The organism is Georgenia sp. Z1344 (assembly GCF_049856295.1).
In the GTDB taxonomy this organism is placed as follows: Bacteria; Actinomycetota; Actinomycetes; order Actinomycetales; family Actinomycetaceae; genus JB111.
The window spans coordinates 38,756-64,303 of record NZ_JBNDMZ010000015.1; the positions used below are offsets into that span (position 1 = coordinate 38,756).

General features: G+C 72.4%; 22 protein-coding genes. 8 read left to right on the forward strand and 14 right to left on the reverse strand.

Annotated features, from left to right (window positions below; genetic code table 11):
* Positions 1-15: 15 nt before the first annotated feature.
* From ACPYO6_RS15285 to ACPYO6_RS15305, 5 genes are all read left to right on the forward strand, one after another.
* Positions 16-999, forward strand: coding sequence for an NUDIX domain-containing protein (locus ACPYO6_RS15285; protein ID WP_425715635.1), 984 nt, complete (start codon positions 16-18; stop codon positions 997-999).
* Between the two features lie 16 nt (positions 1,000-1,015).
* Positions 1,016-2,284: an MFS transporter gene (locus ACPYO6_RS15290; protein WP_425715637.1), complete on the forward strand. Its 1,269-nt coding sequence runs from the start codon at positions 1,016-1,018 to the stop codon at positions 2,282-2,284.
* A gap of 138 nt (positions 2,285-2,422) precedes the next feature.
* The gene (gene dapD, locus ACPYO6_RS15295) at positions 2,423-3,358 is read left to right on the forward strand and encodes a 2,3,4,5-tetrahydropyridine-2,6-dicarboxylate N-succinyltransferase (protein ID WP_425715638.1); all 936 of its coding nucleotides are present in this window, start codon (positions 2,423-2,425) and stop codon (positions 3,356-3,358) included.
* 13 nt (positions 3,359-3,371) lie between these two features.
* Positions 3,372-4,331: a hypothetical protein gene (locus ACPYO6_RS15300; RefSeq protein ID WP_425715640.1), complete on the forward strand. Its 960-nt coding sequence runs from the start codon at positions 3,372-3,374 to the stop codon at positions 4,329-4,331.
* Positions 4,332-4,639: 308 nt separating this feature from the next.
* The gene (locus ACPYO6_RS15305; RefSeq protein ID WP_425715641.1) at positions 4,640-5,746 is read left to right on the forward strand and encodes a fatty acid desaturase family protein; all 1,107 of its coding nucleotides are present in this window, start codon (positions 4,640-4,642) and stop codon (positions 5,744-5,746) included.
* A gap of 37 nt (positions 5,747-5,783) precedes the next feature.
* On the opposite strand, the gene ACPYO6_RS15310 is transcribed toward ACPYO6_RS15305, so the two are convergent.
* The 4 genes from ACPYO6_RS15310 to fdxA all read right to left on the reverse strand — a co-directional run bounded on the left by ACPYO6_RS15310 (position 5,784) and on the right by fdxA (position 10,035).
* A complete protein-coding gene (locus ACPYO6_RS15310) occupies positions 5,784-6,962 on the reverse strand; it encodes an acyl-CoA dehydrogenase family protein (RefSeq protein WP_425715642.1) in 1,179 nt (392 codons plus the stop codon).
* A gap of 127 nt (positions 6,963-7,089) precedes the next feature.
* On the reverse strand, positions 7,090-8,376 hold the full coding sequence (locus ACPYO6_RS15315) for a citrate synthase (RefSeq protein ID WP_425715643.1): 1,287 nt from the start codon (positions 8,374-8,376) through the stop codon (positions 7,090-7,092).
* Positions 8,377-8,564: 188 nt separating this feature from the next.
* Entirely contained in the window at positions 8,565-9,692 is a 1,128-nt protein-coding gene (gene dapC, locus ACPYO6_RS15320) for a succinyldiaminopimelate transaminase (RefSeq protein ID WP_425715644.1), read from the reverse strand.
* Between the two features lies 1 nt (position 9,693).
* Positions 9,694-10,035, reverse strand: coding sequence for a ferredoxin (fdxA, locus tag ACPYO6_RS15325; protein ID WP_425715645.1), 342 nt, complete (start codon positions 10,033-10,035; stop codon positions 9,694-9,696).
* Positions 10,036-10,159: 124 nt separating this feature from the next.
* Between fdxA and ACPYO6_RS15330 the strand changes: the two genes are divergently transcribed.
* On the forward strand, positions 10,160-10,489 hold the full coding sequence (locus ACPYO6_RS15330) for a hypothetical protein (protein WP_425715646.1): 330 nt from the start codon (positions 10,160-10,162) through the stop codon (positions 10,487-10,489).
* Here ACPYO6_RS15330 and ACPYO6_RS15335 read toward each other — a convergent pair.
* From ACPYO6_RS15335 to ACPYO6_RS15355, 5 genes are all read right to left on the reverse strand, one after another.
* Positions 10,456-12,183, reverse strand: a complete 1,728-nt coding sequence (locus ACPYO6_RS15335; RefSeq protein ID WP_425715647.1) for a VanW family protein — start codon at positions 12,181-12,183, stop codon at positions 10,456-10,458. The two genes, ACPYO6_RS15330 and ACPYO6_RS15335, sit on opposite strands and share 34 nt — an antisense overlap.
* Before the next feature lie 105 nt (positions 12,184-12,288).
* Positions 12,289-12,798, reverse strand: a complete 510-nt coding sequence (locus tag ACPYO6_RS15340; RefSeq protein ID WP_425715648.1) for a flavin reductase family protein — start codon at positions 12,796-12,798, stop codon at positions 12,289-12,291.
* Positions 12,795-13,442, reverse strand: a complete 648-nt coding sequence (locus ACPYO6_RS15345) for a hypothetical protein (RefSeq protein WP_425715649.1) — start codon at positions 13,440-13,442, stop codon at positions 12,795-12,797. Before ACPYO6_RS15345 ends, ACPYO6_RS15340 begins: the two co-directional genes overlap by 4 nt.
* The gene (gene typA / locus ACPYO6_RS15350; RefSeq protein ID WP_425715650.1) at positions 13,442-15,355 is read right to left on the reverse strand and encodes a translational GTPase TypA; all 1,914 of its coding nucleotides are present in this window, start codon (positions 15,353-15,355) and stop codon (positions 13,442-13,444) included. Before typA ends, ACPYO6_RS15345 begins: the two co-directional genes overlap by 1 nt.
* Positions 15,356-15,559: 204 nt before the next feature.
* Positions 15,560-17,518 carry an ABC transporter ATP-binding protein gene (locus ACPYO6_RS15355; protein ID WP_425715651.1) on the reverse strand — a complete coding sequence of 653 codons (1,959 nt, stop codon included), beginning with the start codon at positions 17,516-17,518 and terminating at the stop codon, positions 15,560-15,562.
* Between the two features lie 71 nt (positions 17,519-17,589).
* Between ACPYO6_RS15355 and ACPYO6_RS15360 the strand changes: the two genes are divergently transcribed.
* Positions 17,590-18,201, forward strand: coding sequence for a hypothetical protein (locus tag ACPYO6_RS15360; RefSeq protein ID WP_425715652.1), 612 nt, complete (start codon positions 17,590-17,592; stop codon positions 18,199-18,201).
* A gap of 17 nt (positions 18,202-18,218) precedes the next feature.
* Here ACPYO6_RS15360 and ACPYO6_RS15365 read toward each other — a convergent pair whose 3' ends face one another.
* From ACPYO6_RS15365 to ACPYO6_RS15380, 4 genes are all read right to left on the reverse strand, one after another.
* Positions 18,219-19,409 (reverse strand): ABC transporter permease, encoded by a 1,191-nt coding sequence (locus ACPYO6_RS15365; protein WP_425715653.1) that lies wholly within the window; start codon positions 19,407-19,409, stop codon positions 18,219-18,221.
* Positions 19,409-20,941, reverse strand: a complete 1,533-nt coding sequence (locus tag ACPYO6_RS15370; protein WP_425715654.1) for an ABC transporter permease — start codon at positions 20,939-20,941, stop codon at positions 19,409-19,411. Before ACPYO6_RS15370 ends, ACPYO6_RS15365 begins: the two co-directional genes overlap by 1 nt.
* 181 nt (positions 20,942-21,122) lie before the next feature.
* Complete coding sequence (locus ACPYO6_RS15375) at positions 21,123-23,051, reverse strand: ABC transporter substrate-binding protein (protein WP_425715655.1); 1,929 nt, start codon at positions 23,049-23,051, stop codon at positions 21,123-21,125.
* Positions 23,052-23,298: 247 nt separating this feature from the next.
* The gene (locus ACPYO6_RS15380; RefSeq protein WP_425715656.1) at positions 23,299-23,718 is read right to left on the reverse strand and encodes a DUF4870 domain-containing protein; all 420 of its coding nucleotides are present in this window, start codon (positions 23,716-23,718) and stop codon (positions 23,299-23,301) included.
* 196 nt (positions 23,719-23,914) lie between these two features.
* Here ACPYO6_RS15380 and zupT point away from each other — a divergent pair, with 196 nt between their 5' ends.
* Entirely contained in the window at positions 23,915-24,715 is an 801-nt protein-coding gene (gene zupT, locus ACPYO6_RS15385) for a zinc transporter ZupT (RefSeq protein WP_425715657.1), read from the forward strand.
* A 96-nt stretch (positions 24,716-24,811) separates the two neighbouring features.
* On the opposite strand, the gene ACPYO6_RS15390 is transcribed toward zupT, so the two are convergent.
* Positions 24,812-25,459: a TetR/AcrR family transcriptional regulator gene (locus tag ACPYO6_RS15390; RefSeq protein WP_425715658.1), complete on the reverse strand. Its 648-nt coding sequence runs from the start codon at positions 25,457-25,459 to the stop codon at positions 24,812-24,814.
* Positions 25,460-25,548 lie beyond the last annotated feature (89 nt).

A 25,548-nucleotide genomic window follows, 5' to 3' on the forward strand; every position in this document is an offset into this window, starting at 1 on the left:
TCCGCGCGACGCCCGATGCGCATGCCGGGGGACGGCTGGGTCGAGTGCGCCTGCGGCGCCCGGCACTGGGGCCTCAACGGCGCGGCCGGTCTCCTCGCGTGGCGGCCGGTGTCGGGGCACGACGACGGCGCCACCCCCGGTGCGACCGCCGTCGAGGACGCGAGCAGGGCCGTGGACGCAGCCGGGCCCACGGACGCGGCCGGCGTCGAGCTCGCCCTCCAGCACCGTGCCGCGTGGTCCCACCACGGCGGGACGTGGGGCATCCCGGGCGGCGCCATCGCCGACGGCGAGACAGCGCTGACCGGGGCCATGCGCGAGGCCGCCGAGGAGTCCGGGATCGAGGAGCGCCACCTGCGGGTCCTCGCCACCCGCGTCCTCACCCACCCGGACTGGTCGTACACGACCGTCGTCGCCCGGGCCGCCCCGTCCGCCCGCGTGGCGGCGACCGACGCCGAGTCGCTCGAGGTCCGCTGGGTCGGCGCCCCAGAGCTCCGATCCGGGGACCTACCCCTCCTGCCCGCCTTCGCCGACTCCCTCGACGAGCTCGCCGGGATGCTCGGGCGCGTGGTGCTCGTCGTCGACTCGGCGAACGTCGTCGGCTCCGTGCCGGACGGCTGGTGGCGCGACCGACGCGCCGCCACGGTGCGCCTGCGGGACTCCCTCACCGACCTCGCCGCGAACGGGCTGCCCGCCGACGCCGTCGGCCTGCCCGGGACGCGCTGGTTCCCCGAGATCCACCTCGTCACCGAGGGCGCCGCGCGCGGGGTCGGCTCGACCGCGGACGTCACGGTCCACGAGGCCCCCGGCGAGGGCGACGACGAGATCGTCCGGGTCGCCGCCGCGCTCGCGGCAAACTCCCCCGCCCCGCCGGAGCCGGGCTTCGTGCGGGTCGTCGTGGCGACGGCCGACCGCGCGCTCGCCGAGCGGTGCCGGGCGGTGGGCGCCGTCGTCGTCGGCCCCTCTCTCGTGAGGCGCTCACAGTCCCGTCCGCGCGCGTGAGACGCGGCGGACGCGCGTGAGCTCCACCGACGCCGGCACCGGCCCGTCGTGTCCCGTCGAACCGCTGCGCCGGCAAGGCTTCCGCGGGCTATGGCTCTCCACCTCGGTCGGGCAGGTCGGGGCGGCCGTCTCGGTGGTTGCGGTCGACGTCCTCGTCATCGACGTCCTGCACGCCTCGGAGGCCGAGGTCGGGGCGGTCCGGGCGGCGCAGTTCCTGCCCTACCTGCTCGTCGGGCTGATCGCGGGCGCCTACGTCGACCGCTGGCGGCGCCGTCCCACCCTCGTCATCACCAACATCGTCCAGGCCCTCCTGCTCACGGCCATCCCCCTTCTCCACCTGGCGGGCGCGCTCACCGTGGGGCTGACGGCCCTCGTGCTGGTCGCCGTCGGCACATGTGGCGTCGTCATCGCCGCCGCGGAGCAGACCTACCTCCCCGACCTCGTCCCCCGCGGATCGCTCGTGGCGGCGAACGCGCGGATCGGCCAGGCCTCGACGGTCGCGCAGACGTCCGGGCCCGCGCTGGGCGGCGCCGTCGTCGCGCTCGTCACCGCCCCGTTCGCCCTCGTCGTCACGGCGATCTCCCGGCTCGCGTCCGCCCTGCTCGTGGCGGGGATCCGCGAGGAGGAGCCCCCGCCGCACCCCGACCGGCCCCGCCTGTGGCGCGGGATCGCCGAGGGGCTCGGCTTCGTCTACCGGCACCGCACGCTCGCGCCGCTGGCGATCTCCACGCACGTGTGGTTCCTCGCCAACAGCGCGGTGACGACGGCTCTCGGGCTGTTCGTGCTGCGCGAGCTCGAGCTCTCCGCCGCCGCGTACGGTCTCGTCCTCGCGCTGGGCGGGGTCGGCGCCCTGGTCGGCACGCTCACCTCGACCACCGTCGCGGCCCGGCTCGGCGCCGGGCGCACGGTCGTCCTCGGGCGCGCCCTCATGGTGCCCGCCTGGGTGGCCGGCGCCCTCACCCCCGCCGACGCCGACGTCTGGCTGCTCGTCGTCTGGCTCGCCGGGGTGCAGCTCGTCCACGGCTTCGGGATGGGCGTCGAGGACGCCCCGGAGATGGGCTGGTGGCAGCTGCGGACCCCGCGGGCGATGCTCGGCCGGGTCAACGCGGGCAGGCGGTCGGCCAACCGGACCGTGGCCCTCGTCGGGGCGCTGGCCGGCGGCGTGCTCGTCGGTGCGATCGGGTACCGGTGGACGTTCGTCGCCGTCGCGGCGGTGTTCGCCGTCGCGACCCTCGTGGTGACGCTCTCCCCGATGCGGGACGCCCGGATCAAGGCGGAGGGCTGACCGCTCCGGACGCCGACCGCGCCGACCGCGCCGGTCGTGCTCGCGGCAGCGCGCCGGCACCGCCACGACCGCGGCCAGGGACCGGTCTCACGCCGGACGGGCCGCCGCTGCCCCGCGGCCGCGACCTATCCTGGCTCCATGACCTCCCGCAGCGCCTGGGGCCACGGCCTGGCCACCCGCACCGAGTCCGGCGAGACGCTCGACGTCTGGTACCCGCACCCCGCACTGGGCGCCCCGCCCGCCGCGCACGACGCGGAGGCGCTCGCGCAGATCGCCACGGGCGCTCGCACGGACGCCGTCCGCGGCGTCGTCGTCGAGGTCGTCACCACGACGATCGACCTCGACACCGCCCCGGCCGACGTCGCCGACGCGTACCTGCGCCTCCAGCTGCTCTCGCACCGCCTCGTCGCGCCACGCACGGTCAACCTCGACGGCATCTTCGGCGTCCTCCCGATCGTCGCCTTCACGTCCCTCGGCCCGGTCGCCCCCGCCGACCTCCCGGCCGCGCGCCTGCGCGCCGCCGACGCCGGGCACCACCTCGTGGTCCAGCTCCTCGACAAGTTCCCGCGGATGATCGACTACGTCGTCCCGTCCGGCGTGCGGATCGGCGACGCCGACCGCGTCCGCCTCGGCGCGCACCTCGCCGAGGGCACGACCGTCATGCACGAGGGCTTCGTCAACTACAACGCCGGGACCCTCGGCCGCTCGATGGTCGAGGGCCGCATCTCGCAGGGCGTCGTCGTCGGCGACGGCTCCGACGTGGGCGGCGGCGCCTCGATCATGGGCACGCTCTCCGGCGGCGGCACCGAGCAGGTGACGATCGGTGAGCGCTGCCTGCTCGGCGCGAACGCCGGCGTGGGCATCTCGCTCGGCGACGACTGCGTGGTCGAGGCCGGCCTCTACGTCACGGCCGGCACCAAGGTCACCGTCCTGCCCGAGGAGACGGTCGTCTCGGCGCGCGAGCTGTCCGGCGTGAGCGGCCTGCTGTTCCGCCGCCACTCGGTCACCGGCGCGGTCCAGGTCCTCGCCCGCGAGGGGCACGGCGTCGCGCTCAACGACGCCCTGCACGCCTGACCCGACCCCGCGCGTGAGCGACGAGCCCGGCACCCGCTCCGGCCTGTCCTGCCTCGGCGGGCTCGCCGTGGTCGCGCTCGTCCTCGCCGTCGCCGTCGGTGGAGTGGTCGCGATCCTCACCTACGTGGTGCGCTCCCCCGCGTCCGGGACGTGCCGCGCCGAGGCCGGCGGCGACCTCTCCGCCACCCTCGACGGCGACCAGGCCGCGAACGCCGCCCTCATGGTCGGCCTCGCCCAGCAGCGCGACCTGCCGATCCGCGCGACCACCGTGGCGATCTCGACCGCCATGCAGGAGTCGAAGCTGCGGAACATCGACTACGGCGACCGCGACTCCGTCGGCCTCTTCCAGCAGCGCGAGTCGCAGGGCTGGGGCTCGGTCGAGGAGATCATGGACCCCGTCTACTCGACCGGCCGGTTCTACGACGAGCTCGTGACGATTGACGGCTGGGAGGAGATGTCGATCAACGACGCCGCCCAGGCCGTCCAGCGCTCCGGCTACCCCGAGGCGTACGCCCAGCACGAGCCCATGGCCCGCGCGTTCGCGGCCAACCTCGTCGGCCAGGTCGAGGGCGGACTCACGTGCCGCCTGTCCATGCCCGACGACGCCGAGAACGCCACCGACTCCCTCGCCACCGCCACGGTCACCGACCTCGCCCTGCGCGACCTGGGGCTCACGCCCGAGGAGCGCGACGCGGGCGTGCTCGTCCTCGACTCCGCCGGGCTGCCGGACGGGGCCGCCTCCGACGACTCCGGCGCGGCCGCCGGCTGGGGGGTCGCCCACTGGGGCGTGGCGACGGCCACCGAGACGGATGCCCTGGCCGTCGCCACCGACGGGCGCGTGTGGCTGCGCTCCGAGGGCGACGACGCCGGGTGGACCGCGCTCGACGAGGTCGGCTCCGGTCTCTCACCCGTGGAGCAGTCGGTCGTCGACGCCGCCGCCGGCCTCGAACCGGGCCAGGTCGCGATCGGCTGACCCGCAGCCCGTCGAGATTGCGGTTCGTCGTCGTCGAGATTGCGGTTCGTCGTCGTCGAGATTGCGGTTCGTCGTCGGTGTCGAGGGTGCGGCTCACGCCCACCGACATTGCGGTTCGTCGTCCTCGAGGTTGCGGGTGGTCGACGTCGAGGTTGCGGTTCGTCGTCGGGGGCGTCGTTCGTCGTCGTCGGGCGAGAGATGCGCGATCCCGCGGCTGGACCGACCCACGGGCCGGGCCCCGACGCAGTACGGTCGAGGGAGTTCGGGGCGACCTGCTTCGTTCGAGCTCCCCCGGAAGAAGGCCCACCGTGTCGGTGACCGACCTCGCCCCCGCCCCGCCGTCCCGCCCCGAGCGCCCCATGCGCGGCGCCGGCGAGCGCTACGTCAGCTCCTTCACCACGCTGACGAAGTCTGTGAAGGACGCCGGACTCATGCGCCGGGCGTACGCGTACTACTGGACGAAGTTCGCGATCCTCATGGTCATCGGGGCGGGCCTCGTCGTGGCGTTCCTCTTCATCGGGAACTCGTGGTGGCAGATGGGGATCGCGGCGGCGCTCGGCCTGCTCATGACGCAGACCGCGTTCATGGGCCACGACGCCGCGCACCGCCAGATCTTCAACTCGGGCCGGTGGAACACGTGGGCCGGCCTCGTGCTCATCAACCTCGTCACCGGCATGGGCCACGGCTGGTGGAACAAGAAGCACAACAAGCACCACTCGGCGCCCAACCAGCTCGGCAAGGACCCGGACATCGAGCCCGGACCGGTCATCTGGACCAACGAGGCGCTGCAGACGCGCCGGAGCCGCGTGGGCCGGTTCTTCGCGCGGATCCAGGCCTACACGTTCTACCCGCTGCTCGCGTTCGAGGGGCTCAGCCTGCACGTCCAGGGCATCGCCCGCCTGTTCTCCCGCACCAAGCTCGAGCACCGCTGGGTCGAGGCCGCGTTCATCGCGTTCCGCCTCGGCACATACGTGGCGCTCGTGTTCCTCGTCCTGTCGCCGGGCAAGGCCCTCGCCTTCATCGCCATCCAGATGGGGCTGTTCGGCGCCTACCTGGGCCTGTCGTTCGCCCCGAACCACGTGGGGATGCCGATCGTCGCACGCGGGCTCAAGGTCGACTTCCTCCAGCGGCAGGTCCTCATGAGCCGCAACATCACCGGCGGCAGGTGGGTCGACACGTTCATGGGCGGGCTCAACTTCCAGGTCGAGCACCACCTCTTCCCGTCGATGGCCCGCCCGAACCTGCGCAAGGTCGCCCCGATGGTGCGGGAGCACTGCCGGGCGATCGGCGTGCGGTACACCGAGACCACGCTGTTCCAGTCCTACAAGGCCGTCACCGCGCACGTCCACAAGGTCGGGCGCGGCGGCGCCGACATCTGGGCGTGCCCGCTGGCCGGTCAGATGCGCACGGCCTGACGACCCCGCCCGACGGCGAACCGCCCGCCCTCGCGCCCTACCGCGTGAAGGCGGACAGCCCCGTGATCGCCCGGCCCACGACGAGTGCGTTGATGTCGTCGGTCCCCTCGTACGTGTAGATCGCCTCGGCGTCGGCGTGGAACCGCGCGACGTCCGAGTCGAGCGTGATCCCGTTCCCGCCGCACACCTCGCGGGCGAGCGCCACCGTCTCGCGCATGTGCCGGCAGGTCTCGCGCTTGGCCAGGGACGACTCGACCTCGTCGAACACGCCCTCGTCCTGGCGCTGCGAGAGCCGCACGACGATCCCGAGCGTGCTCGTGAGGTTGCCGAGCATCCGGGCGAGCTTGTCCTGGACGAGCTGGAACCCGCCGATGGGGCGGCCGAACTGCTCGCGCGCGCGGGCGTACCGGCGCGCGGCCTCGAACGCCCCCGCCTGCACCCCGGCGGCGTGCCACGCCACGGTCATCCGCATGCGCCGCAGCATGGCCCCGACGTCGGCGAAGGACTCGACGTTCGCCAGCCGCAGCTCGTCGGGCACCCGCACGGAGTCGAGCTCGATGACCGAGTTCGTCACCATCCGGACCGAGGTCTTCCGCTCGATGGTGGTGAGTCGCACGCCGTCGGCGTCCGCCGGCACGACGAGGATCCGCACCGGCCCGCGGTCGGGCTCGCGGGCGACCACGCAGAGGTGGTCGGCGTAGGCGGCCGAGCCGATCCAGCGCTTGGTGCCGTCGAGGACCCAGTCCCCGCCGGACCGCCGGACGGTGGTCTCGAGGCCCCCGGCGACGTCGGACCCGTGGTCCGGCTCCGTCATCGCGAAGACCCCGCGCGCCGAGAAGTCGACCACCGAGGGCCGCCACCGCGCGACCTGTTCCGGCGACCCGCCGACCTCGATGTTCGTGAGGAACAGCGAGGCCTGCCCGTTGTACCAGGTGGCGACGGACGCGTCGTGGCGGGCGAGCTCGAAGGAGCGGAAGCCCTGGAACAGCCACCGGACGGGTGACCCGCCGAGGGCCTCCGGCTCGATGAAGCCGCCGGCCGCGAGGGGCTCGACCGCGTCGGCCGGGAATGCGGCCCGGTCCCAGTGGTCGGCCAGCACCTCGGACGGGAGGTGCTCGGCCAGGACCGCGCGCAGCCGGAGGATCTCGGCCCGCTCGACCCCGGTGAGCAGGTCCGCGTACCGGTAGAGGTCACTGTCCGGGTAGAGGGTCTCCATCGACCCGCCTCTCTGCTCGGCCGCGGCCGGCGACGAACCGCGACGGCCACGCGTGCGAACCGCACTCTCGACGAGTACGGGGGGACCGGGGGCGGGGCGGCGGACCGCCTGCGCCCCCGGTACCGGCTCAGCGCTTCTCGATCGGGACGTAGTCCCGCTCGGTGGCGCCGGTGTAGACCTGCCGGGGGCGGCCGATCTTCGTGTTCTTGTCCTCGATCATCTCGCGGTACTGGGCGATCCAGCCGGGCAGGCGCCCGAGCGCGAACAGCGGGGTGAACATCTGGGTGGGGAAGCCCATCGCCTTGTAGATGAGCCCCGTGTAGAAGTCGACGTTCGGGTAGAGCTTGCGCTCGACGAAGTAGTCGTCGTTCAGCGCGATCTCCTCGAGGTTCATCGCGATGTCGAGCAGCTCGTCGTCGGTCCCGAGGCGCTCGAGGACGTCGTGCGCCACGTTCTTGACGATCGCGGCGCGCGGGTCGTAGTTCTTGTACACGCGGTGCCCGAAGCCCATGAGCCGGACGTTGTCGTTCTTGTCCTTCGCGCGCTTCATGAACGTCTCGACCGAGTCGTCGCTGCCCTGGATGCGCGAGAGCATCTCGAGGACGGCCTCGTTCGCACCGCCGTGCTTCGGGCCGGACAGCGCGCCCACGCCGGCGGAGATCGAGGCGTAGATGCTCGCGTCGGACGAGCCGACCATCCGGACCGTCGACGTCGAGCAGTTCTGCTCGTGGTCCGCGTGGAGGATGAGCAGCAGGTCGAGCGCCCGGATGATCTCGGGGTCGACGTCGCGGTGCTGGTAGGGCAGGTCGAACGTCATCCGCATGAAGTCCGCCGTGTAGCTGTAGGACTGGTCCGGGTACAGCAGCGGCAGGCCCGACGCCCGCTTGGCGATGTACGCGATCATCGTCGGCAGCTTCGCCATGAGGAGCACCGTGGAGAGCTCCTTCTGGTACTCGTCGTGCGGGTCGAGCGTGTGCGGGTAGTACGTGCCGAGCCCCGCGATACCGGCCTGGAGCATCGACATCGGGTGGCCGTTGGGCGGGAACGCGGTGAAGAAGCCCTTGAAGTCCTCGTGGAGCACGCGGTGGCGCTTGATGCGGCGCGTGACGGCCTCGAGCGTCTCGGCGTCGGGGAGCTCGCCGTAGATGAGCAGGTAGGCCGTCTCGAGGAAGGTCGACTGCTTCGCGAGCTGCTCGATCGGGTACCCGCGGTAACGGAGGATGCCCGCGTCCCCGTCGATGTACGTGATGGCCGACTCGGTCGACGCGGTGTTCGTGAACCCGTAGTCCAGCGTGACGGTGCCGGTCTCGCCGAGGAGCTTGCCGATGGTCAGACCGTCGCTGCCCTCGGACGCCTTCACCCTCGGCAGCGAGAGCGTCTTGTCGTCGACGGTGAGCGTGGCGTCTTCGGTCATGCTGGTCCCCTTCGTGGATGGTGAGCGCCTCGTGGGCGCACGAGGGGCGGAGCACCGCCCCCGTCGGAGGTCGTCCACCGTCCAAGATACCGCCGGTCGGAGGTCACGGGCGCCCACGGGTCACACCCGCCGACGACGACGAACCCCGCCCGCGTGGTGCTCGACCGTGCCGTCGAGCACCGCCCGGCTCACTCGCCGTCGGTGAGGCGGGCGACCGCGGCGTCGACGCGCTCGTCGCTCGCCGTCAGCGCCATGCGCACCCGGCCCTCGCCGAGCGAGCCGTAGAACTCGCCGGGGGCCACGAGGACGCCGAGCGCGGCGAGCTCGTCGACGAGCTCGCGCCCCTGCGCGCCTTCCCGGCCGAGCCAGAGGTAGAGACCGGCCACCGAGTCCGGGTCGGGCGCGAGGCCGTACGCGCTGACGGCGCCGAGCAGCCGCTCGCGCCGAGCGCCGTAGCGGGCCCGCTGCGCGTCGACGTGGGCGTCGTCCGCCAAGGCCGCGGCCATCGCCGCCTGGACCGGGGCGGGCACCATCATCCCGGCGTGCTTGCGGATCTCCCGCAGGCGACCGATGAGCGCCTCGTCGCCCCCGAGCAGGGCCGCGCGGTAGCCGGCCATCGAGGACTGCTTGGACAGCGAGTACGCGACGAGCAGGCCGGTGTGGTCGCCGCCGGTCACCCGCGGGTCGAGCAGGCTGGGCACGCCGGAGCTCGCCCACGGCTCCTCCCAGGCCAGCTCGGCATAGCACTCGTCGGCGACGACAACCGCGCCGACCTCCCGCGCCCACGCCACCGCGGCGGCGAGCTGGTCGACCCCGAGCACGTGCCCGTGCGGGTTCGCCGGGGAGTTGAGCCAGACGAGCCGCACGCCGTCCCGCGGCCAGTCCTGCGGCCGCGCGGGGTCGACGGCGACCGGCTCGGCACCGGCGAGCCGGGCCCCGACGTCGTAGGTGGGGTACGCGACGGCCGGGTGCAGGACCCGGTCCCCCGCGCCGATCCCGAGCATCGCGGGAACGAGCGCCACGGCCTCCTTCGAACCGACCGTCGGCAGCACGCCGCGCTCGGTCAGGGGAACGCCGCGCCGCCGCCCGAACCAGTCGACCATCGCGGCGCGCAGCTCGTCGGTGCCGATCGTCGTCGGGTAGCCAGGCCGGTCCGCGGCCGCCCGGAGCGCGTCCTGGACCACCGCCGGCGTCGGGTCCACGGGGGTCCCGACGGACAGGTCGACGATCCCGCCCGGATGGGCGGTCGCCACCTCGCGCGCGCCGGCGAGCGAGTCCCAGGGGAAGTCCGGCAGCGCGTCGCCGTGCAGGGTCACGTCAGGCCTGGGGCGGGAGCCCGGCCACCACCGGGTGGTCGAACCCGAGCCGCCCGGTGCGGGCCGCGCCGCCGGGGGAACCCACCGGCTCGGACTGGCCGGGCATCACGTCGGAGAAGAAGTTGACGTTGACGTCGTAGTACTGGGACCACGCGGCCGGGGTGTCGTCCTCGTAGTAGATGGCCTCGACGGGGCACACCGGCTCGCAGGCGCCGCAGTCGACGCACTCGTCGGGGTGGATGTACAGCATGCGGTCGCCCTCGTAGATGCAGTCGACCGGACACTCGTCGACGCATGCGCGGTCGAGCACGTCCACACAGGGCTGGGCGATCACGTACGTCATGCCCCCATCGTCCCACGAGACTCGCGTGGCGCGCGGCCCAGGCTCGCTCGCGAGACACCCGTTCCGGCGCAGGACCGGTCGTTCCGGACGAACCGGCCGGAGCAGGTGTGCGACGCTGAGGCGCATGGCCCACACCTTCGACGGCTACCCCGGGCCGGGCGGCGTCGCCTGGCGCACGTGGTCCCTCGGCGACCGGGTCGTGGTCCGGTTCCGGGACGGCGACCACGCCCGGGACGCGCTCGGCGACCTGGTCGCATCCGGCGAGGACGGCCTCACGGTCGAGACCGGGCGGGGCCGCGTCGTCGTGCCCGTGGCGGCGATCCTGTCCGGGCACCGGGTGCCCCCGCGGCCGGCCCGAGGCGGAGGTCCGAGCGGCCCGCGCCCCGCCGGACGCCCTGACGCCCTGACGAGCAGGCTCGGTCAGCCGCAGGTGACCCGGTTGTGCGGGGAGTAGGTCCACTCGTACTCCTCGCGCGGCAGCGTCTCGTCCTCGTGGCTGCGCTCGCGGGAGACCGTCACCGAGAACCCGTTGACGCCGCCGTACTCCGGGACGCAGGAGGGCGAGTCGTTGACGACGTCCTGCGGCGCGGTGATGTTGTACGGGCCCTGGATCTCGGTGGTCACGTCCCAGTACGGGGTGGACCACAGGCGGGTGTGGACCTCGCCGTCGGCGACCCATGCCTCGACGAGCACGCCGTAGGGCGTGTTGTTCTCCCAGATCATGTTGATCGAGTTCTCCGGGTTGTCCTCGTCGACCCAGAGGGTGGCCTCCTGGCCCATCGGGTACCGGTCGAAGTACTTGCTGTGCGGACGGTGCTCGATGTCGTCGAGCCCGGCCTCCCAGCCGACGTTGAACATGTTCGTCGAGAGCTGGGAGACGCCGCCGCCGAGCGCCGTGGCGTTGAAGCCGTTCTCGACGACGCCGGAGCTGACGAACCCGTTCTCCTCCGTGATCGGGCCGAGCTCGGCCGCGAGGTCGAACTGCTCGTCGGGCAGGACCAGGGTGCCGGTGACGAGCGCGGTGCCGTTGACGAGGTTCTGCGTGCGGACGTCGTCCGAGGTGAGCGGCGTGCTGATCTCGGAGACGACCTCGAGGACGCCGAGCTCCTGGGCGTCCTCCGTGGTGAACTCCGGCTCCTCCTCGACGACGTCGGCCACCGCGACGCGGTCCTCGGTCGAGGTCGCCGCGGCCGCGACGGTCGCCCCCAGGCCCTCGGGGTCGAGGGTCGCGCCCGTCTCGCTGCCGACGATGTAGGGCCCTCCGTTGCGGAGGGTGATCTGCGCGTCCTGGGGCTCGGTGCCGATGTCGGGACCGGACTCGAGGACGGCGTCGGCGAGCTGGTCGCCGTCCATGGTCAGGGTGAGCGCCCCGTCGACGGGCTCGATGGTCGCGGCGGCCGTCAGCTGGTCGACCCCGAGGTCCACCTCGGAGTCGCCGACCTGGACGGTGACCGGGCCGGAGGTGAGCGGGGCGACGATCGACTCCTGCGCGGCCGCGATCTCCTCCTCGCCGATCTCGGGCTGGACCTCGGTCGCGACGGCCTCGATGGGCGTGGTCGAGACGAGCCACTCCTCGACGACGATCTCGCCGGTGGCCTCCGCGTCGATCTGCTGACCGACGACCGGGTCGGTGACGCTCGGGGTGGACCCGTTGAACTCGATGGCTCCGTCCACGGGCTCGGTGGCGAGCTCCTCCTCGGCCGCCTCGATCGCGGCGAGCAGCGCGGGCTCGTCGACGCTGCGGACCGGGTCGTAGGCGCCGAGGCCGGTGAAGTGGCCGAGCAGCACGCGCGGGTCGAGGGCGAAGCCGGTGAGGCCGTCGACCGTGCTCTGCGCGTCGAAGGTGAGGCCGGCCTCGGCGGAGCTGATCTCCGCCTCGTTGCCGTCGAGCGTGAGCCGGACGGGGGCCTCGACCTCGTCGGACAGGCCGGTGCGCAGCTCCTCGACGGCCTCCTCGGCCTCGAGCCCGCCGATCTGGACGCCGGCGACGACGGTGCCGGTCGGCACCTTGTCCCCCATGAACCACGCGACGCCGAAGTACGCACCGGCGAGCACGAGGACCGTGACGCCGAGCCCGATCAGCCAGCCGCGACCGCGGCGCCGCCTCCGGCCGTCGGCTGGGCCTGCGTCGCGGGCGTGGCGGGTCATGCGTTCCTCGTTCCGTGGTGTGTGGCCGTCATCGCTGCGGCCCGGTCCATCGTAGGGAATCTCATCGCACGTGGAGGGCGGCGCGCGGACGCCGTGATGGGGACGTCAGCCCTGTCCAGGAGGCGACCACGGCCGCGCGCGCCCGAGGGCGTGGACGTGGGCGCCGGGCCGGCCCGTGGCCCGCGCCTCGAGGACGTCCGCGGCGACGACGACGTGGTCGCCCGCGAGCCGCGTCCACGACGTGCGGAGCACGAGGTGCGCGCTCGCCGCCTCGAGGAGGACCGCGTCCCCGGCACGCTCGACCAGCTCGATGCCCACGGCCTGGCCGACGAGCGGCCGGCCGGGCTCCGCGACGCGGGCGAGCGCGGCACCGGCCTCGGTGGAGCCGTCCAGGACGGACAGCCCCCACTCCGGTGCGTCCTCGAGCGCCTCGGCGGCGCGCGAGTCGGCGTAGACCGAGACGGTGACCATCGGCGGACGCAGCGACGCCGACGCGACGTCGGTCACCGGCACGAGAAGGGGATGACCTCCGGCGCGGACGCCGAGCACGGCGATCCCCGCGGGCCGGCGTGCGAGCGCCGCCCGGAAGCCCTCCTCGAGCGCGTCGCCCCTCACCGCTGCGTCCCGGCGCCCTCGTCGGAGACGGCGGGGGTGCCGGCGGACGCGTCGGTGCCGGTGCCGGCGGACGCATCCGTGCCCACCTGCACCTCTCCGTGGGGGCGCGTGTCCCGGCCGGCGCCCCCGTCGACATGAGCGGGCGCATCGCGTCGTTCGTCGTCGTGCCCGGTGGTGCCTGCGGCACGCCGGTGGCCGAACCGCACGCTCGACGACGAGAACCAGGCGCGCGGGGCGGCCCACCCGATCGCCGCGGCGAGCGGCATCGTGAGGATCCACAGCATGGCGCGCGGGGTGGAGGTGACGAGGACGTCCTCGCCCGGTCCCCAGTAGGTCATGAGGAGCACGACGCCGATCCCCAGCGCGCCGTACGCGAGCAGGGCCGTGGTGCCGCAGACCGCGCGCACGAGCACGGCGCCGGACAGTGCGAGCGCGATCCCCAGGGTGATCCCGAGCGGCAGGCCGCCCGACTCCATCCGGTGGACGACCGTTCCCGCGACGGCCACGAGGACCGTGAGGAGCACGGTGACGACGGCCTCGAGGACCCACTCCCCCACGCCGCGGCGCGGTGCCGCGTGACCGGTGGGTGCCTCGCCGCCGACCTGCGGCCCCCCGGCGTGGCCCGGTCCCGCGGCCGCCGTCATCAGGCGCCCTGCCTCTTGGACCGCGCGGCGGCCCGCGCGCGCTCGGTGCCGTCGAGGATGACCTTGCGGATGCGGATGATCTCGGGGGTGACCTCGACGCACTCGTCGTCGGCGGCGAACTCGAGGGACTCCTCGAGGGTGAGCTTGCGCGGCGGGACGAGGCTCTCGAACGAGTCCGCCGTGGCGGACCGCATGTTCGTCAGCTTCTTCTCCTTGGTGATGTTGACGTCCATGTCCTCGTTGCGCGAGTTCTCGCCGACGATCTGGCCCTCGTAGACCTCGGCGGTGGGCTCGACGAAGAACGAGCCGCGCTCCTGGAGGTTGATCATCGCGAACGGCGTGACGGCTCCCGGGCGGTCGGCCACGAGCGATCCGGTCGAACGGTGCTCGATCGGGCCGTGCCACGGCTCGTGCCCCTCGGCGATCGAGTAGGCGATGCCGGTGCCGCGGGTCTCGGTCATGAACCGGGTGCGGAAGCCGATGAGGCCGCGGGACGGGACGAGGAACTCCATCCGGACCCAGCCCGTGCCGTGGTTGACCATCGAGTCCATCCGCCCCTTGCGGGCGGCGAGCAGCTGCGTGACCGCGCCGAGGTACTCCTCGGGGACGTCGATCGTCATCCGGTCCATCGGCTCGTGCCGCTTGCCGTCGACCTCCTTGGTGACGACCTGGGGCTTGCCGACGGTCAGCTCGAAGCCCTCGCGGCGCATCTGCTCGACGAGGATCGCGAGCGCGAGCTCGCCGCGCCCCTGGACCTCCCAGGCGTCCGGCCGCTCGGTGGGGAGCACCTTGAGGGAGACGTTGCCGATGAGCTCGCGGTCGAGGCGGTCCTTGACGAGGCGGGCGGTGAGCTTGTGGCCCTTGACGCGGCCGGCGAGCGGCGAGGTGTTGATGCCGATCGTCATCGAGATCGCCGGGTCGTCGACCGTGATGAGCGGCAGGGGGCGCGGGTCGTCGGCGTCGACGAGGGACTCGCCGATCGTGATGTCCGGGAACCCGGCGACGGCGACGATGTCACCGGCGGTCGCCGACTCGGTGGGCACCCGCGAGAGCGCCTCCGTGCGCAGGAGCTCGGAGATGCGGACGTTGGCCACGGTGCCGTCCTGCCGCGCCCAGCCCACGGTCTGGCCCTTGCGGATCGTCCCGTTGTGGATGCGGAGCAGCGCGAGGCGGCCGAGGAACGGGGAGGCGTCGAGGTTGGTGACGTGCGCCTGGAGCGGAGCGTCCTCCTCGTAGCGGGGCCCGGGGATCGTCTGCAGGATCGTGGCGAACAGCGGCTCGAGGTCCTCGGAGTCCGGCATCTCGCCGTCCCCGGGACGCGTGAGCGAGGCGCGGCGCGCACGCGCGGAGGCGTAGACGACGGGCACGTCGAGGACGGCGTCGAGGTCGAGGTCCGGCACCTCGTCCGCGAGGTCGGAGGCCAGGCCGAGGAGCAGGTCCGTGGCCTCCTCGACGACCTCGGCGATGCGGGCGTCGCCGCGGTCGACCTTGTTGACGACGAGGATGACCGGCAGCTTCGCCGCGAGCGCCTTGCGCAGGACGAACCGGGTCTGCGGGAGCGGGCCCTCGGAGGAGTCGACGAGCAGGACGACGCCGTCGACCATCGACAGGCCGCGCTCGACCTCGCCGCCGAAGTCGGCGTGCCCCGGGGTGTCGATGACGTTGATCGTCACGCCGTCCGGCGCGCCCGCGGCGGCGGCCGCCGGTCCCTTGTAGTTGACCGTCGTGTTCTTCGCGAGGATCGTGATGCCCTTCTCGCGCTCGAGGTCGCCCGAGTCCATCGCCCGTTCGTCGACGTGGTCGTGCTCCCCGAACGCCCCGGACTGCCACAGCATGGCGTCCACGAGGGTGGTCTTGCCGTGGTCGACGTGGGCGACGATCGCGACGTTGCGCAGGTCCTGGCGCTGGGGCATGGCAGTGCTTCCTTCGGGTCCGGTGGCTACCTCCGGCGTCCACGCGCTGGTGCGCACCGATCGGCAGGGGCGTCGGCTCGCCGGTCGCGGCACGTGCCCCGAACCGCGATCCTACGCGCGCGGGCGCGCCCCCGTCCTGCCCCGCGGCCGTGATTCCCCCGACCCGGGCCTGCGAGCGGGCCCGAACGGGCGCAGCTCGGCGTGTCAGTGCTTGCGCTCGGACGAGCCCGGGTCCTGGGCGTCGTGGCCCTCGTTGTCGAGCCGGTCGAGGGCCTCCACGCTGTCGCGCTCCTCCGCGCGGCGCACCGTGTCGTCCCGGTCGGTCGGCGAGTCCACGACGACCTCCCCGTCCTCGCCCGCCTTGGCGTATGCCTCGAGGACGGCGTCGCGCGTGCGACGGCGCTTCGCCTGCTCGTCGGGGTCCGGCACCGGCACGGCCGCGATGAGCCGCTGCGTGTAGGGGTGCTGCGGGTCGTTGACGACCTGGCCGGAGTGACCGGTCTCGACGAGGTGCCCCTTGTGCATGACGGCGATGCGGGAGGACAGCATCTCGACGACGGCGAGGTCGTGGCTGATGAAGAGGCAGGCGAACCCGGTCTCCCGCTGGAGCTCGCTGAACAGCTCGAGCACGCGTGCCTGGACGGAGACGTCGAGCGCCGAGGTCGGCTCGTCGGCCACGAGGATCGTCGGCTCGAGCGCGAGGGCGCGGGCGATGCCGACGCGCTGGCGCTGGCCGCCGGAGAGCTCGTGCGGGTAGCGGTTGCGCATGACGCGCGGCAGCTCGACCTTGTCGAGCAGGTCCTCGACCCGGGTGTTGCGCTCCGCCTTCGACAGCTCCGTGTGGAGCAGCAGCGGCTCGCCGATCGACTCGCCGATCGGCAGGCGCGGGTTGAGGGACGAGCCCGGGTCCTGGAAGACCATGCCGACCCGGCTGCGCAGGGGCTTGAGCGCGGACCGGTTCGCCCCGCGCATCTCGATGCCGTCGACGACCAGCGACCCGGACTTCACCGGGAGCAGGCCGACGATGGCGCGGCCGATCGTCGTCTTGCCGGAGCCCGACTCCCCCACCAGACCGACGACCTCGCCGGGGTTGATGTGGAGGTTGATGTCCTCGGCCGCGACGAAGGCCTTCTGCCGGCCGCGCTTGGGGTACTCGAGGACGACGTCCTCGGCCCGCATGACCGGGGTGACCTCGGCGGTGCCCGCGGTGGCACCGGACGGGGACGGCGCGGCGGCGCGGTCGCTGACCTCGAGGCGGTCGGTCCGGGGCCGCGCCCCGCCGGTGCCGTCCTCCGCCTCCGGGGCGAACGACTCGTCCGCGGAGGTGTGGGAGCCCAGGTGGGGCACCGAGGACAGCAGCTGGCGGGTGTACGGGTGCTGCGGCCGGTGGAAGATCTCGTCGGCGACGCCGCGCTCGACGATCTGCCCGTCCTTCATCACGAGGATCGTGTCCGCCATGTCGGCGACGACACCCATGTCGTGGGTGATGAGGATGATGCCCGCGTCGATCCGCTCGCGCAGGTCCCGCATGAGCTTGAGGATCTCCGCCTGGACGGTGACGTCGAGCGCGGTCGTCGGCTCGTCGGCGATGAGCAGCCGGGGGTTGCAGGCGAGCGCCTGGGCGATCATCGCCCGCTGTCGCTGGCCGCCGGAGAGCTGGTGCGGGTAGGAGTCGAAGCGACGCGCGGGCTCGGGGATCTCGACGAGCGTGAGGAGCTCGATCGCCCGCTTCTTCGCCGCCGCCGGCAGCAACGACTGGTGCGTGCGCAGCGTCTCGACGATCTGGAAGCCGACCGTGTAGACGGGGTTGAGCGCCGTCATCGGCTCCTGGAAGATCACCGCGATCTCGTCGCCACGGACGTTGCGCAGTCGCTGGCCCCGCAGGCCCACGAGCTCGGTCTCCCCGAGCCGCGCCGAGCCGGTTGTCCGGCCGTTGGGCGGCAGGAGGCCGACCAGCGACATCGAGGACTGGGTCTTGCCGGACCCGGACTCGCCGACGATCGCGAGGACCTCGCCGGGGTGGACGTCGTAGCTGAGGTCCTCGGCGGCGGTGAACCACTCGTCGTCGACGAGGAACTCGATCGTCAGGTCACGCACCCGCAGGATGGGGTCCTGGTCCGCGAACCGGCTCGCGGAGGGCGTGGTCTCGATGGTCTCAGTCACGTGGTCATCCTCGGGGTCGTGCCGGCGAGCGGGGCACGGGCTGTGCCGCTCGCAGGTGGGAGGATCGACGAATGCGACCCACCCTGGTCTTCCGTACGCGCGCGGCCCGGCCGATCGCCGTCGCCGGTTGGGTCGTCTGCGCCCTGGCGGCCGTCATGGTCCTGGTCGACGGCGTCGGGCCGGGAGCGCTGGCCTGGATCGCCTGCGCCGCACTCGTCCTGCACGTCGTGTGGTGGCGCCCCGCGGTCGAGGTCTCCGACGGCGGGATCGGTGTGCTCGATCTGCTCCGGGACGTCCACGTGCCCTGGCCGGCCCTGCGGGACGTCGAGTCGCGCTGGTCGCTGACCGTCGTGACCGACGAGGGGCGCTTCGGCTCCTGGGCAGTGCCGGCGTCGTCGGCCTCGGCACGCCGCCTGCGGCGTGGTCGCGGCAGCGAGCCGGAGGTCGAGGACCGGTCCGGCGGTGACGAGACGCCGGTCCGCGAGCCGGGGGCCGCCCCCGTCGAGCGGCACGACGGCACCGCCGAGGTCGTCGCGTCGGCGATCACCGCGCGACGCGACGCCCTGCGCCGCGACGGCCACCTGGACGCGGACGCACCGGTGCCGCCGGTGTCGACGAGCTGGAACGTGCTCCCGCTCGGCGCCCTGGCCGCACTCGTGGTGCTGGCGCTGCTGCTGGGCTGAGCCCGGGACGGCGACCGTCATCGCCGGTCGTCCGTGTCGTCGACCGTGCCGGCCGCGGAGCCGGCGCTCGTCGCGGCGGCCACCTGCTCGGCCTTGCGGTCGGCGGCCCCGCGCTCGGCGCGGCGGAGCGCACGGGCCGAGGGCTTGCGGCGCTGCCGCGGGTCGAACGCGTCCCGCAGGCCGTCGCCGATGAAGTTGATCGACAGGGCGATCGAGATGATGAAGAAGCCGGGCCACCAGAAGGCCCAGGGGCGGGTCGCGAACGCCCCCTGGTACTCGGAGATGATCCAGCCCAGCGAGTAGTCGGGCGGCAGGATGCCGAAGCCGAGGTAGGCCAGCGACGTCTCGAGCAGCACGGCGGACGCCATGAGCAGGGTCGCGTTGACGATGACCACGCCGATGGCGTTGGGGAGGATGTGCTTGAAGATGATCCGCGAGTTCGAGGCACCCGCCACCCGCGCGGCGTCGACGAACTCACGCTCGCGCAGGGCGAGGAAGTCGCCGCGCACGAGTCGCGCCATGCCGGTCCACAGGACGAGGCCGAGCACGATCGCGAAGAGCACGGGGAAGGACATCCACCCGAGCACGGTCCCGAACAGCGGGATGCTGTAGATCCGGTCCATCGTGTGCGGGTTGCCCAGCAGCGTGCCGAGCACCGCGCCGAGCACGACGGTCGGCACCGTGATGACGAGGTCGGTCATCCGCATGAGCAGGTTGTCGATCCAGCCGCGGAAGAAGCCCGAGAGCGCGCCGACGAGCACGCCGATCGCCGCGGCGATGACGCCGATGATCGCCATGACGAGCAGCGAGGTCTGGATCCCGTACATCACCTGCGCGAACAGGTCCTGGGCGATCTCGTTCTGCCCGAAGGGGTGCGTGCCGATCGAGATGAGGCCGCCGCCGTCGGGGAACAGCTCGAGCGTCGGGGCACCGAGCTCGTTGACGTTGCCGGCCGGGTCGCGGTCGCGCGCGCCCCACTGCCACCAGCCGTCGATCCCGAGGAAGCCGACGGAGGTGAAGGCGAGGATGGTGATGAGTCCGAGGTAGACGAGCGAGACCATGGCGCCGGCGTGGCGGAAGAACCGGCGCCGGACGATCTGGCCCTGCGTGAGGCCGGCGACGTCGCGGAGCTCGAGCTCGTTCTCCTCGCGGCTGGACCGCGACTCGTCCGCCCCGGTGGGCGTCTCGGGCGTGTGGGGAGTAGTCATCAGCTGAGCCTGATCCGTGGGTCGAGGGCGGCGTAGAGCATGTCGGCCACGATGTTCGCCAGCACGGCGAGAGCCGCCGTGAGCACGATGTAGGCCATGAGCGGATCCATCTCGGCGCCGTTGAGGGAGTCGACGAAGAGTCGTCCCATCCCGGGACGGCCGAAGATCTGCTCGGTGATGATGGCGCCGCCGAAGAGGGTGATGACGTCGACCGGGGCGATCGTCGCGAGCGGGATGAGGGTGTTGCGGAATCCGTGCCGCATGATCACGGTCCGCTCGTTGAGGCCCTTCGCGCGTGCCGTGCGCATGTAGTCCTGGCCGAGGACCTCGAGCATCGAGCCGCGCGCGTAGCGCGTGTACTGGGCGAACGAGATGAGCATGAGCACGAGGGTCGGCAGGATCAGGTGGGTGTACATGTCGATCGCCTGGATCCAGAAGTTGCCACCGAGGTTCGGCGTGTCCGAGCCCATCGTGGCGATCGGCCGGCCGCTGATCGCGTTGGCGTTGAAGTAGGCCGGCCAGGCGCGCATGCAGCGGTCGATGACGATGAACACCATGACGATGCCGCCGGTCATCCCGCCGACGCGCATCGACTGCACCCAGTCCGGCCCGCGGAAGGCCGCGCCGACCGCCATGCCGACGACGACGGCGCCGAGCACGAACAAGCCGATGATGCCCCAGGTCATCGAGTCGGTGAGGTCGACGAACAGCCCGTGGCTGATCCACCGGTGGAGCGCCAGGAAGACGACGACGACGGCGACGCCGGTGAGCAGCGCGCGGCGGTTCGACAGGCCCGTGGTCAGCAGGGTGATGACGAGAGCCGTGGCGAGCGACAGGAGGAGGAAGAGGACGCCGGAGATGTGCGGCTCGCTCCACCACCCGCTCTCCTGCAGGTAGGCGAACACGGCGATCGACGCGGCGGCCGCGATGCCGCCGACCGTCAGGCGGCGGCGGACGTCGCCGCCCACGGCGAGCGACCAGAAGAGTCCGGTGAGCACCCCGATGACGATGATCGTCGTGTAGCTGAGGGTCGGGTCGGCGAGGAAGGTGTTGAACCAGATCGCGCCACCCTGCTTGAGCAGCACCGCCACCCAGAACGAGGGGAGCGAGAACAGGACGAACGAGACCAGCGTGATGACGTAGTCGAAGGTCGAGTACTGCCGCAGCGCCGAGGCGATACCGATCGCGACGCCGAGGAAGATCGCGAGGAACGTCGCCGCGGTGACCAGCTGAAGCGTGTCGATGAGGGCGTCGCCCATGACGGACTCGACCTCACGCCCGCTGCGCCACGCCACGCCGAGGTCGCCGGTGACCACGCCCGTCAGCCAGTCCCAGAACCGCGCGATCCACGGCCGGTCGAGCTCGAGGTCCTGGATCCGCTGGGCGATGAGCTGCGCCTTGTTCGGGGCGGTCGACTCCTCGAGGTCCTGCAGCGGGTTGATCGAGACCGACAGCATGCCGTACATGAGGAAGCTCGAGACGAGCAGGACGACGAGCCCGGTGGCTGTTCGCCGAACCAGGAACCGAATCATGTGGTGAGACCTTCTCGCTGGGGCACGTGGCTTGGGAGCCTACACGCGGCTCTGTGATGACGAACGACGTTCGTCGGGGTGTCCTGAGGCACGCGCGCTGGGGTGTCCTCCGGGCACGCGAGAGGCGCCGGAACCGGGGTCCCGGCGCCTCTCGTCGATCCGTCAGGCGTGACGGCTTGGGTCAGCTTGCCGTGGCGGCGCCGCCCGGGGTCCACTCGTAGTAGTTCCAGAAGATCGTCGGCGCCATGGTGATCGGCGTGATCTCCTCGACCACGTCGCTGTTCCACGCCGTCAGACCCGGGTGCTGGTAGAGCACCAGGCCGAACGCGTCGTTGACGAGGTGGGCCTCCATCTCACCGAGGAGCGGAGCCTGGTCCTCCGGCTCGACGGTCGTGGCGATCTCGTCCCACAGCGCGTCGACCTCGGGGTTCGAGTAGCCGTAGAAGTTGTTGATGCCCTCGGTGTAGAAGCTGGCCTGGGAGTTGGTCGCACCCGTCGAGGTGGACTGCCAGCCGAACAGCGCCGCGTCGTAGACGGTGGTGTCCGCGAGGAGCGAGCCCCAGTCGGTCGAGCCCGCGTCGACGAGCGTGAACAGGCCGGACTCCTCGTAGGCCGAGGCGAGCAGCTGGTAGGTGTTCGACCGGCGGCTGTTCGCCGTGTCGTACATGAACCGGACCTCGATCGGCGTCTCGACGCCGGCCTCCTCGAGGAGCGCCGTGGCCGCCTCGACGTCGGGCTCGTCGTAGGACGTCATCCCGTTGGCCTCGACGATCTCGTCGTAGCTCGGCGAGCCCGGGACCTGCGTCTGGCTGTTGCGGATCTCGGCCTCGGGGTTGAGCGGGATGACGAGCTGGTCGAGGATCTCCTGACGCGGGATGACGCGGAGGAAGGCCTCGCGGACGTTGCGCGCGGTCTCCGCGTCGCCGCCGTAGGTGGCCGGGTCGAACGGGCCCTCGTTGTTCTGGGCGAGGTCGATGTGCTCGTAGGTCGCCGTGTCCTCCTGCGTGAAGGAGTACGGCTCGCCGAGGCCCTCGACGCGCGTGAGGAGGTCGGAGGTCGCCTGCGGGGAGACCACCGCGATCTCCTGGTTCTCCATGGCGTCGACGAGCGCGTTCGGGTCACCGTTGAACCGCACGGTCACCGTCTCGAAGGTGGCGGCCTGCGAACCGGTGTAGTCCGGGTTGGCGGTGAGCACGACGTACTCCTCGCCGCTGATCTCCGTCAGGAGGTAGGCGCCGTTGGAGAGGTAGAGCAGCTCGTCGTCCGGCAGCGCGCCGTCGAACTGGAAGCCCTCGTTCCAGAACTGGGACACGGGCGAGAGCACCTCGGTGTCGTTGGTCTGGATCGCCTCGACGAGCGTGTCGAGCGCCTCCTGCGGGTCGTCGATGTCGAGGGCCCGCATGGCGACCACGTGGGCCGGGACGAAGCCGGACGCGAGCTGGAACTGCCAGTCGGCGAAGGGCTCGCTCAGCGTCGCGGTGAGCGTCGTGTAGTCGTCGGAGATCTCCGGGGTGGGCTGGAAGTAGGCCACCGTCGGCGAGGTGCCGTTGAAGTAGACGCCGGCGTCGAGCTCGTCCTGGTTGGTGACCTCGCCCTCCTCGTCCGTCTCCGCCTCGACGGTGTTGAGGTGGCCGGACGTGGCGGCCCACTGCAGGAGCACGTCGACCGCGCTCACCGGCGTGCCGTCGGACCACGTGACGCCGTCGGCGATCGTGTAGGTCGCCGTCACACCGTCGTCGGCGAGCTCCATCGTGCCGAACTCCTCGTTCGGCACGAACTCCAGCTCCTCGTTGAAGTACGCGAAGCCGTTGTTCATCAGGTGGAGGATGTTGTTGTTCGAGGCCGCGTTGCCGGTCTCCGTGTTGCCGTTGTACTCGTAGAAGTGCTGGTTCCAGCCGAGGCTGATCTGCGTCGACTCGTTGAGACCCTCGGCGTCGCCGCCGGGAGCGTCGGGGTCGTCGTCGGGCGAGTCGCCGCCCGCGCCGTCCGTCTGCGAGGTGTCGTCGTCGTCGCCGCCGTTGTCGTCGTCGGACGATCCTCCGCAGGCTGCCAGGACCAGGGCGGTGGCGGCGGAAGCCGCGACGAGCCCGGTGAAGCGCCGGATCTTCAATGTTCCTCCTCAGGATGGTGGTCACGGCCACGGGGGTGGCCTGACCAGCCGTCTGTCCGCGCGAACGGGTCGTTGTCCGTCACGGTTGAGGCGCACTGTAACCATGCTCGCGAAGCGGCGCGCGCATCCCGGGAACATCTGAGTTTCTTTCGTTATGTTCTCGTAACGCCCCTGACTTGCGAGAACACCGGGAACCGGGGTCGTCGAGCCGCCCCCGAGCGACCGATGACGCCCGGCGCGGCGCCGGTCAGCCGAGGATCCGCACCTGGAACGGGTAGCGGTAGAGCTCGCCCCGGGAGGCCGCCATCGCGCCGCGGATCGAGCACCACACCTGGGCGACGAACGCGACGATCCACAGGATGATCGCCACCGGGATGAGGATGAGCGTGAAGAAGCAGATCCAGGCGACGATGCCGAGGATCGTGATCCCGATCGCGAAGTTGAAGGCTCCGGCAGAGGCCGCGCGCACCAGCGGGCCCCGCTCACGCAGGACGAGCCACACGATGAGCGGGCCGAGGAAGGTGAGCCAGCCGGCCGAGAGCAAGATGGCGGCGAGCGCCGAGAGGTGCGCGATGACTGCGAAGGTGCGCTCGTCGGAGCCGGGTGCGCCGTCCCCCCGGCCGTGCTCGGGGCCGCCGGACGTCGCGTACGGGTTGTCGTAGGACATGACGCTGCTCCTCGTCGGTCGGGTGTGCCGCCTCGAGCCTATCGGCGGGCGACGACGGGGGGGCGCCGCCGTCCGTCGCACCCCGCTCCCCCACCTACCCTGACCGGGGCGACCGGTGGGCGGTCGTCCGCGCCGGGGCCGAGCGGCTCCCGGGACCCGACGGCGGCACGGCCGCAGGACGACGAGGAGGTGGGCGGTGCCCGAGGGTGCGGTGCTCGCGTTCCTGCTCACGCTGGGGGCGGGCCTGGCCACGACGGTCGGCGCCCTGGTCGCCCTGTCCCGGCACGCGATGTCCGACCGGTTCCTCTCGGCGGCGCTCGGCTTCTCCGCGGGCGTGATGATCTACGTCTCGTTCGTCGAGATCCTGCCCGGGTCCCTGGCCGAGCTCGGCGGCGCGCTGGGAGACGGTCCGGGGGCGTGGGCGACCACGGCCGGGTTCTTCGGGGGCATCGCCGTCATCGCGATCATCGACCGCCTCGTCCCGGGCGCCGCGAACCCGCACGAGGTACCGCCCGTCGAACGGACCGCGGCGGAGCGGGAGGCGGCCGCGCTGCTGCGCATGGGCACGTTCACCGCCGTGGCGATCGGCCTGCACAACTTCCCCGAGGGCTTCGCCACGTTCATCACCGCCCTGGAGAACCCGGAGATCGGGATCCCGGTGGCGGTGGCGATCGCCATCCACAACGTGCCCGAGGGGATCGCGGTTGCGGTGCCCATCCGACGGGCGACGGGCTCGCGCGGGACCGCGCTCCGGTGGGCGTTCCTCGCCGGCCTCGCGGAGCCGGCGGGCGCCCTCATCGGGTTCGGCCTGCTCGCGCCGTTCCTCACGCCGACCGTGACGGGCCTCGCGCTGGCCGCCGTCGCCGGGGTGATGGTGTTCATCTCGCTCGACGAGCTGCTCCCGACCGCCGAGGCGTACGGGCACCACCACTGGTCGGTCTACGGACTGCTCGCCGGCATGGCCGTCATGGCGCTCAGCCTGCTCATGCTGGCCTGACCCGCGCCGGGGCTCCTGCCCCGGCCCGCCCGGGCCCGGGCGACGAGCCCGACTGCGCTCGACGCCGGACGTCGACGACCGACGTCGGCGCGTTCGTCAGACCCCGCGGCCGATCTCGTCGAGGTCGACGACCGGCTTCCCGTCGGCGTCGGTGGCCACCCAGGGCGCGATGAGCGCGTGGAGGTACTCGACGAGGTCGTACCCGTCCGGGACCTGGCCGTCGAGCAGTCGGTTGACCTCGACGTATCCGTGCACGCCGGCCCACAGGTAGGTGCTGACGAGCACCGGGTCGGCCGCGGTGAGCACGCCCTCGGCCATCAGCCGACTCACGGTGCGCACGATCGGCGCGCCGTCCTCGGAGGCGCCGTGCTCGATGTGCGGCGCCCACGGCGGCGGGTCGAGCCGGGCGCCCGCACGGTCGGTGAGGATGACGTACATCGTGGGGTACTCGACCGCCCACATGACGTATGCCTTGCCGATGGCGTACAGGTCGAGGAGGTCGGCCCCCTCGCCCGCGGCCACCCGGTGGGCCTCGACGAACGACTCGTCAGCCTTGGCCACGACCTCGGCCACCAGCGAGCCACGGCTGCCGAAGAACGTGTAGATCGCGTTGGTCGTGGTCCCGGCGCGCATGGCGACGTCGCGGACCGAGAGCGCCTGCACCCCGTGGTCGGCGATCACCTGGGCCGCCTCGTCGATCAGGCGGTCCCTCAGGGTGTCGTCGTACGTCCGCTGTCTAGCCATGCCACACACTGTAAGTACATGCAGCGCTGTTCGATGCATCGCCGGGCCGGGCGGTCGGTCGCAGGTCACCGTTATCGGCGCGTCGTCGC

What these genes read in the sequence shown, in the direction of transcription:
- ACPYO6_RS15285 (WP_425715635.1), top strand. Translation starts at nt 16, where the DNA reads ATGCGCATGCCGGGGGACGGCTGGGTCGAGTGCGCCTGCGGCGCCCGG.
- ACPYO6_RS15360 (WP_425715652.1), top strand. Translation starts at nt 17,590, where the DNA reads ATGCGACCCACCCTGGTCTTCCGTACGCGCGCGGCCCGGCCGATCGCC.
- ACPYO6_RS15330 (WP_425715646.1), top strand. Translation starts at nt 10,160, where the DNA reads ATGGCCCACACCTTCGACGGCTACCCCGGGCCGGGCGGCGTCGCCTGG.
- ACPYO6_RS15370 (WP_425715654.1), bottom strand. Translation starts at nt 20,941, where the DNA reads ATGATTCGGTTCCTGGTTCGGCGAACAGCCACCGGGCTCGTCGTCCTG.
- ACPYO6_RS15365 (WP_425715653.1), bottom strand. Translation starts at nt 19,409, where the DNA reads ATGACTACTCCCCACACGCCCGAGACGCCCACCGGGGCGGACGAGTCG.
- ACPYO6_RS15310 (WP_425715642.1), bottom strand. Translation starts at nt 6,962, where the DNA reads ATGGAGACCCTCTACCCGGACAGTGACCTCTACCGGTACGCGGACCTG.
- dapD (WP_425715638.1), top strand. Translation starts at nt 2,423, where the DNA reads ATGACCTCCCGCAGCGCCTGGGGCCACGGCCTGGCCACCCGCACCGAG.
- ACPYO6_RS15315 (WP_425715643.1), bottom strand. Translation starts at nt 8,376, where the DNA reads ATGACCGAAGACGCCACGCTCACCGTCGACGACAAGACGCTCTCGCTG.
- fdxA (WP_425715645.1), bottom strand. Translation starts at nt 10,035, where the DNA reads ATGACGTACGTGATCGCCCAGCCCTGTGTGGACGTGCTCGACCGCGCA.
- typA (WP_425715650.1), bottom strand. Translation starts at nt 15,355, where the DNA reads ATGCCCCAGCGCCAGGACCTGCGCAACGTCGCGATCGTCGCCCACGTC.
- ACPYO6_RS15345 (WP_425715649.1), bottom strand. Translation starts at nt 13,442, where the DNA reads ATGACGGCGGCCGCGGGACCGGGCCACGCCGGGGGGCCGCAGGTCGGC.
- ACPYO6_RS15380 (WP_425715656.1), bottom strand. Translation starts at nt 23,718, where the DNA reads ATGTCCTACGACAACCCGTACGCGACGTCCGGCGGCCCCGAGCACGGC.
- ACPYO6_RS15335 (WP_425715647.1), bottom strand. Translation starts at nt 12,183, where the DNA reads ATGACCCGCCACGCCCGCGACGCAGGCCCAGCCGACGGCCGGAGGCGG.
- ACPYO6_RS15390 (WP_425715658.1), bottom strand. Translation starts at nt 25,459, where the DNA reads ATGGCTAGACAGCGGACGTACGACGACACCCTGAGGGACCGCCTGATC.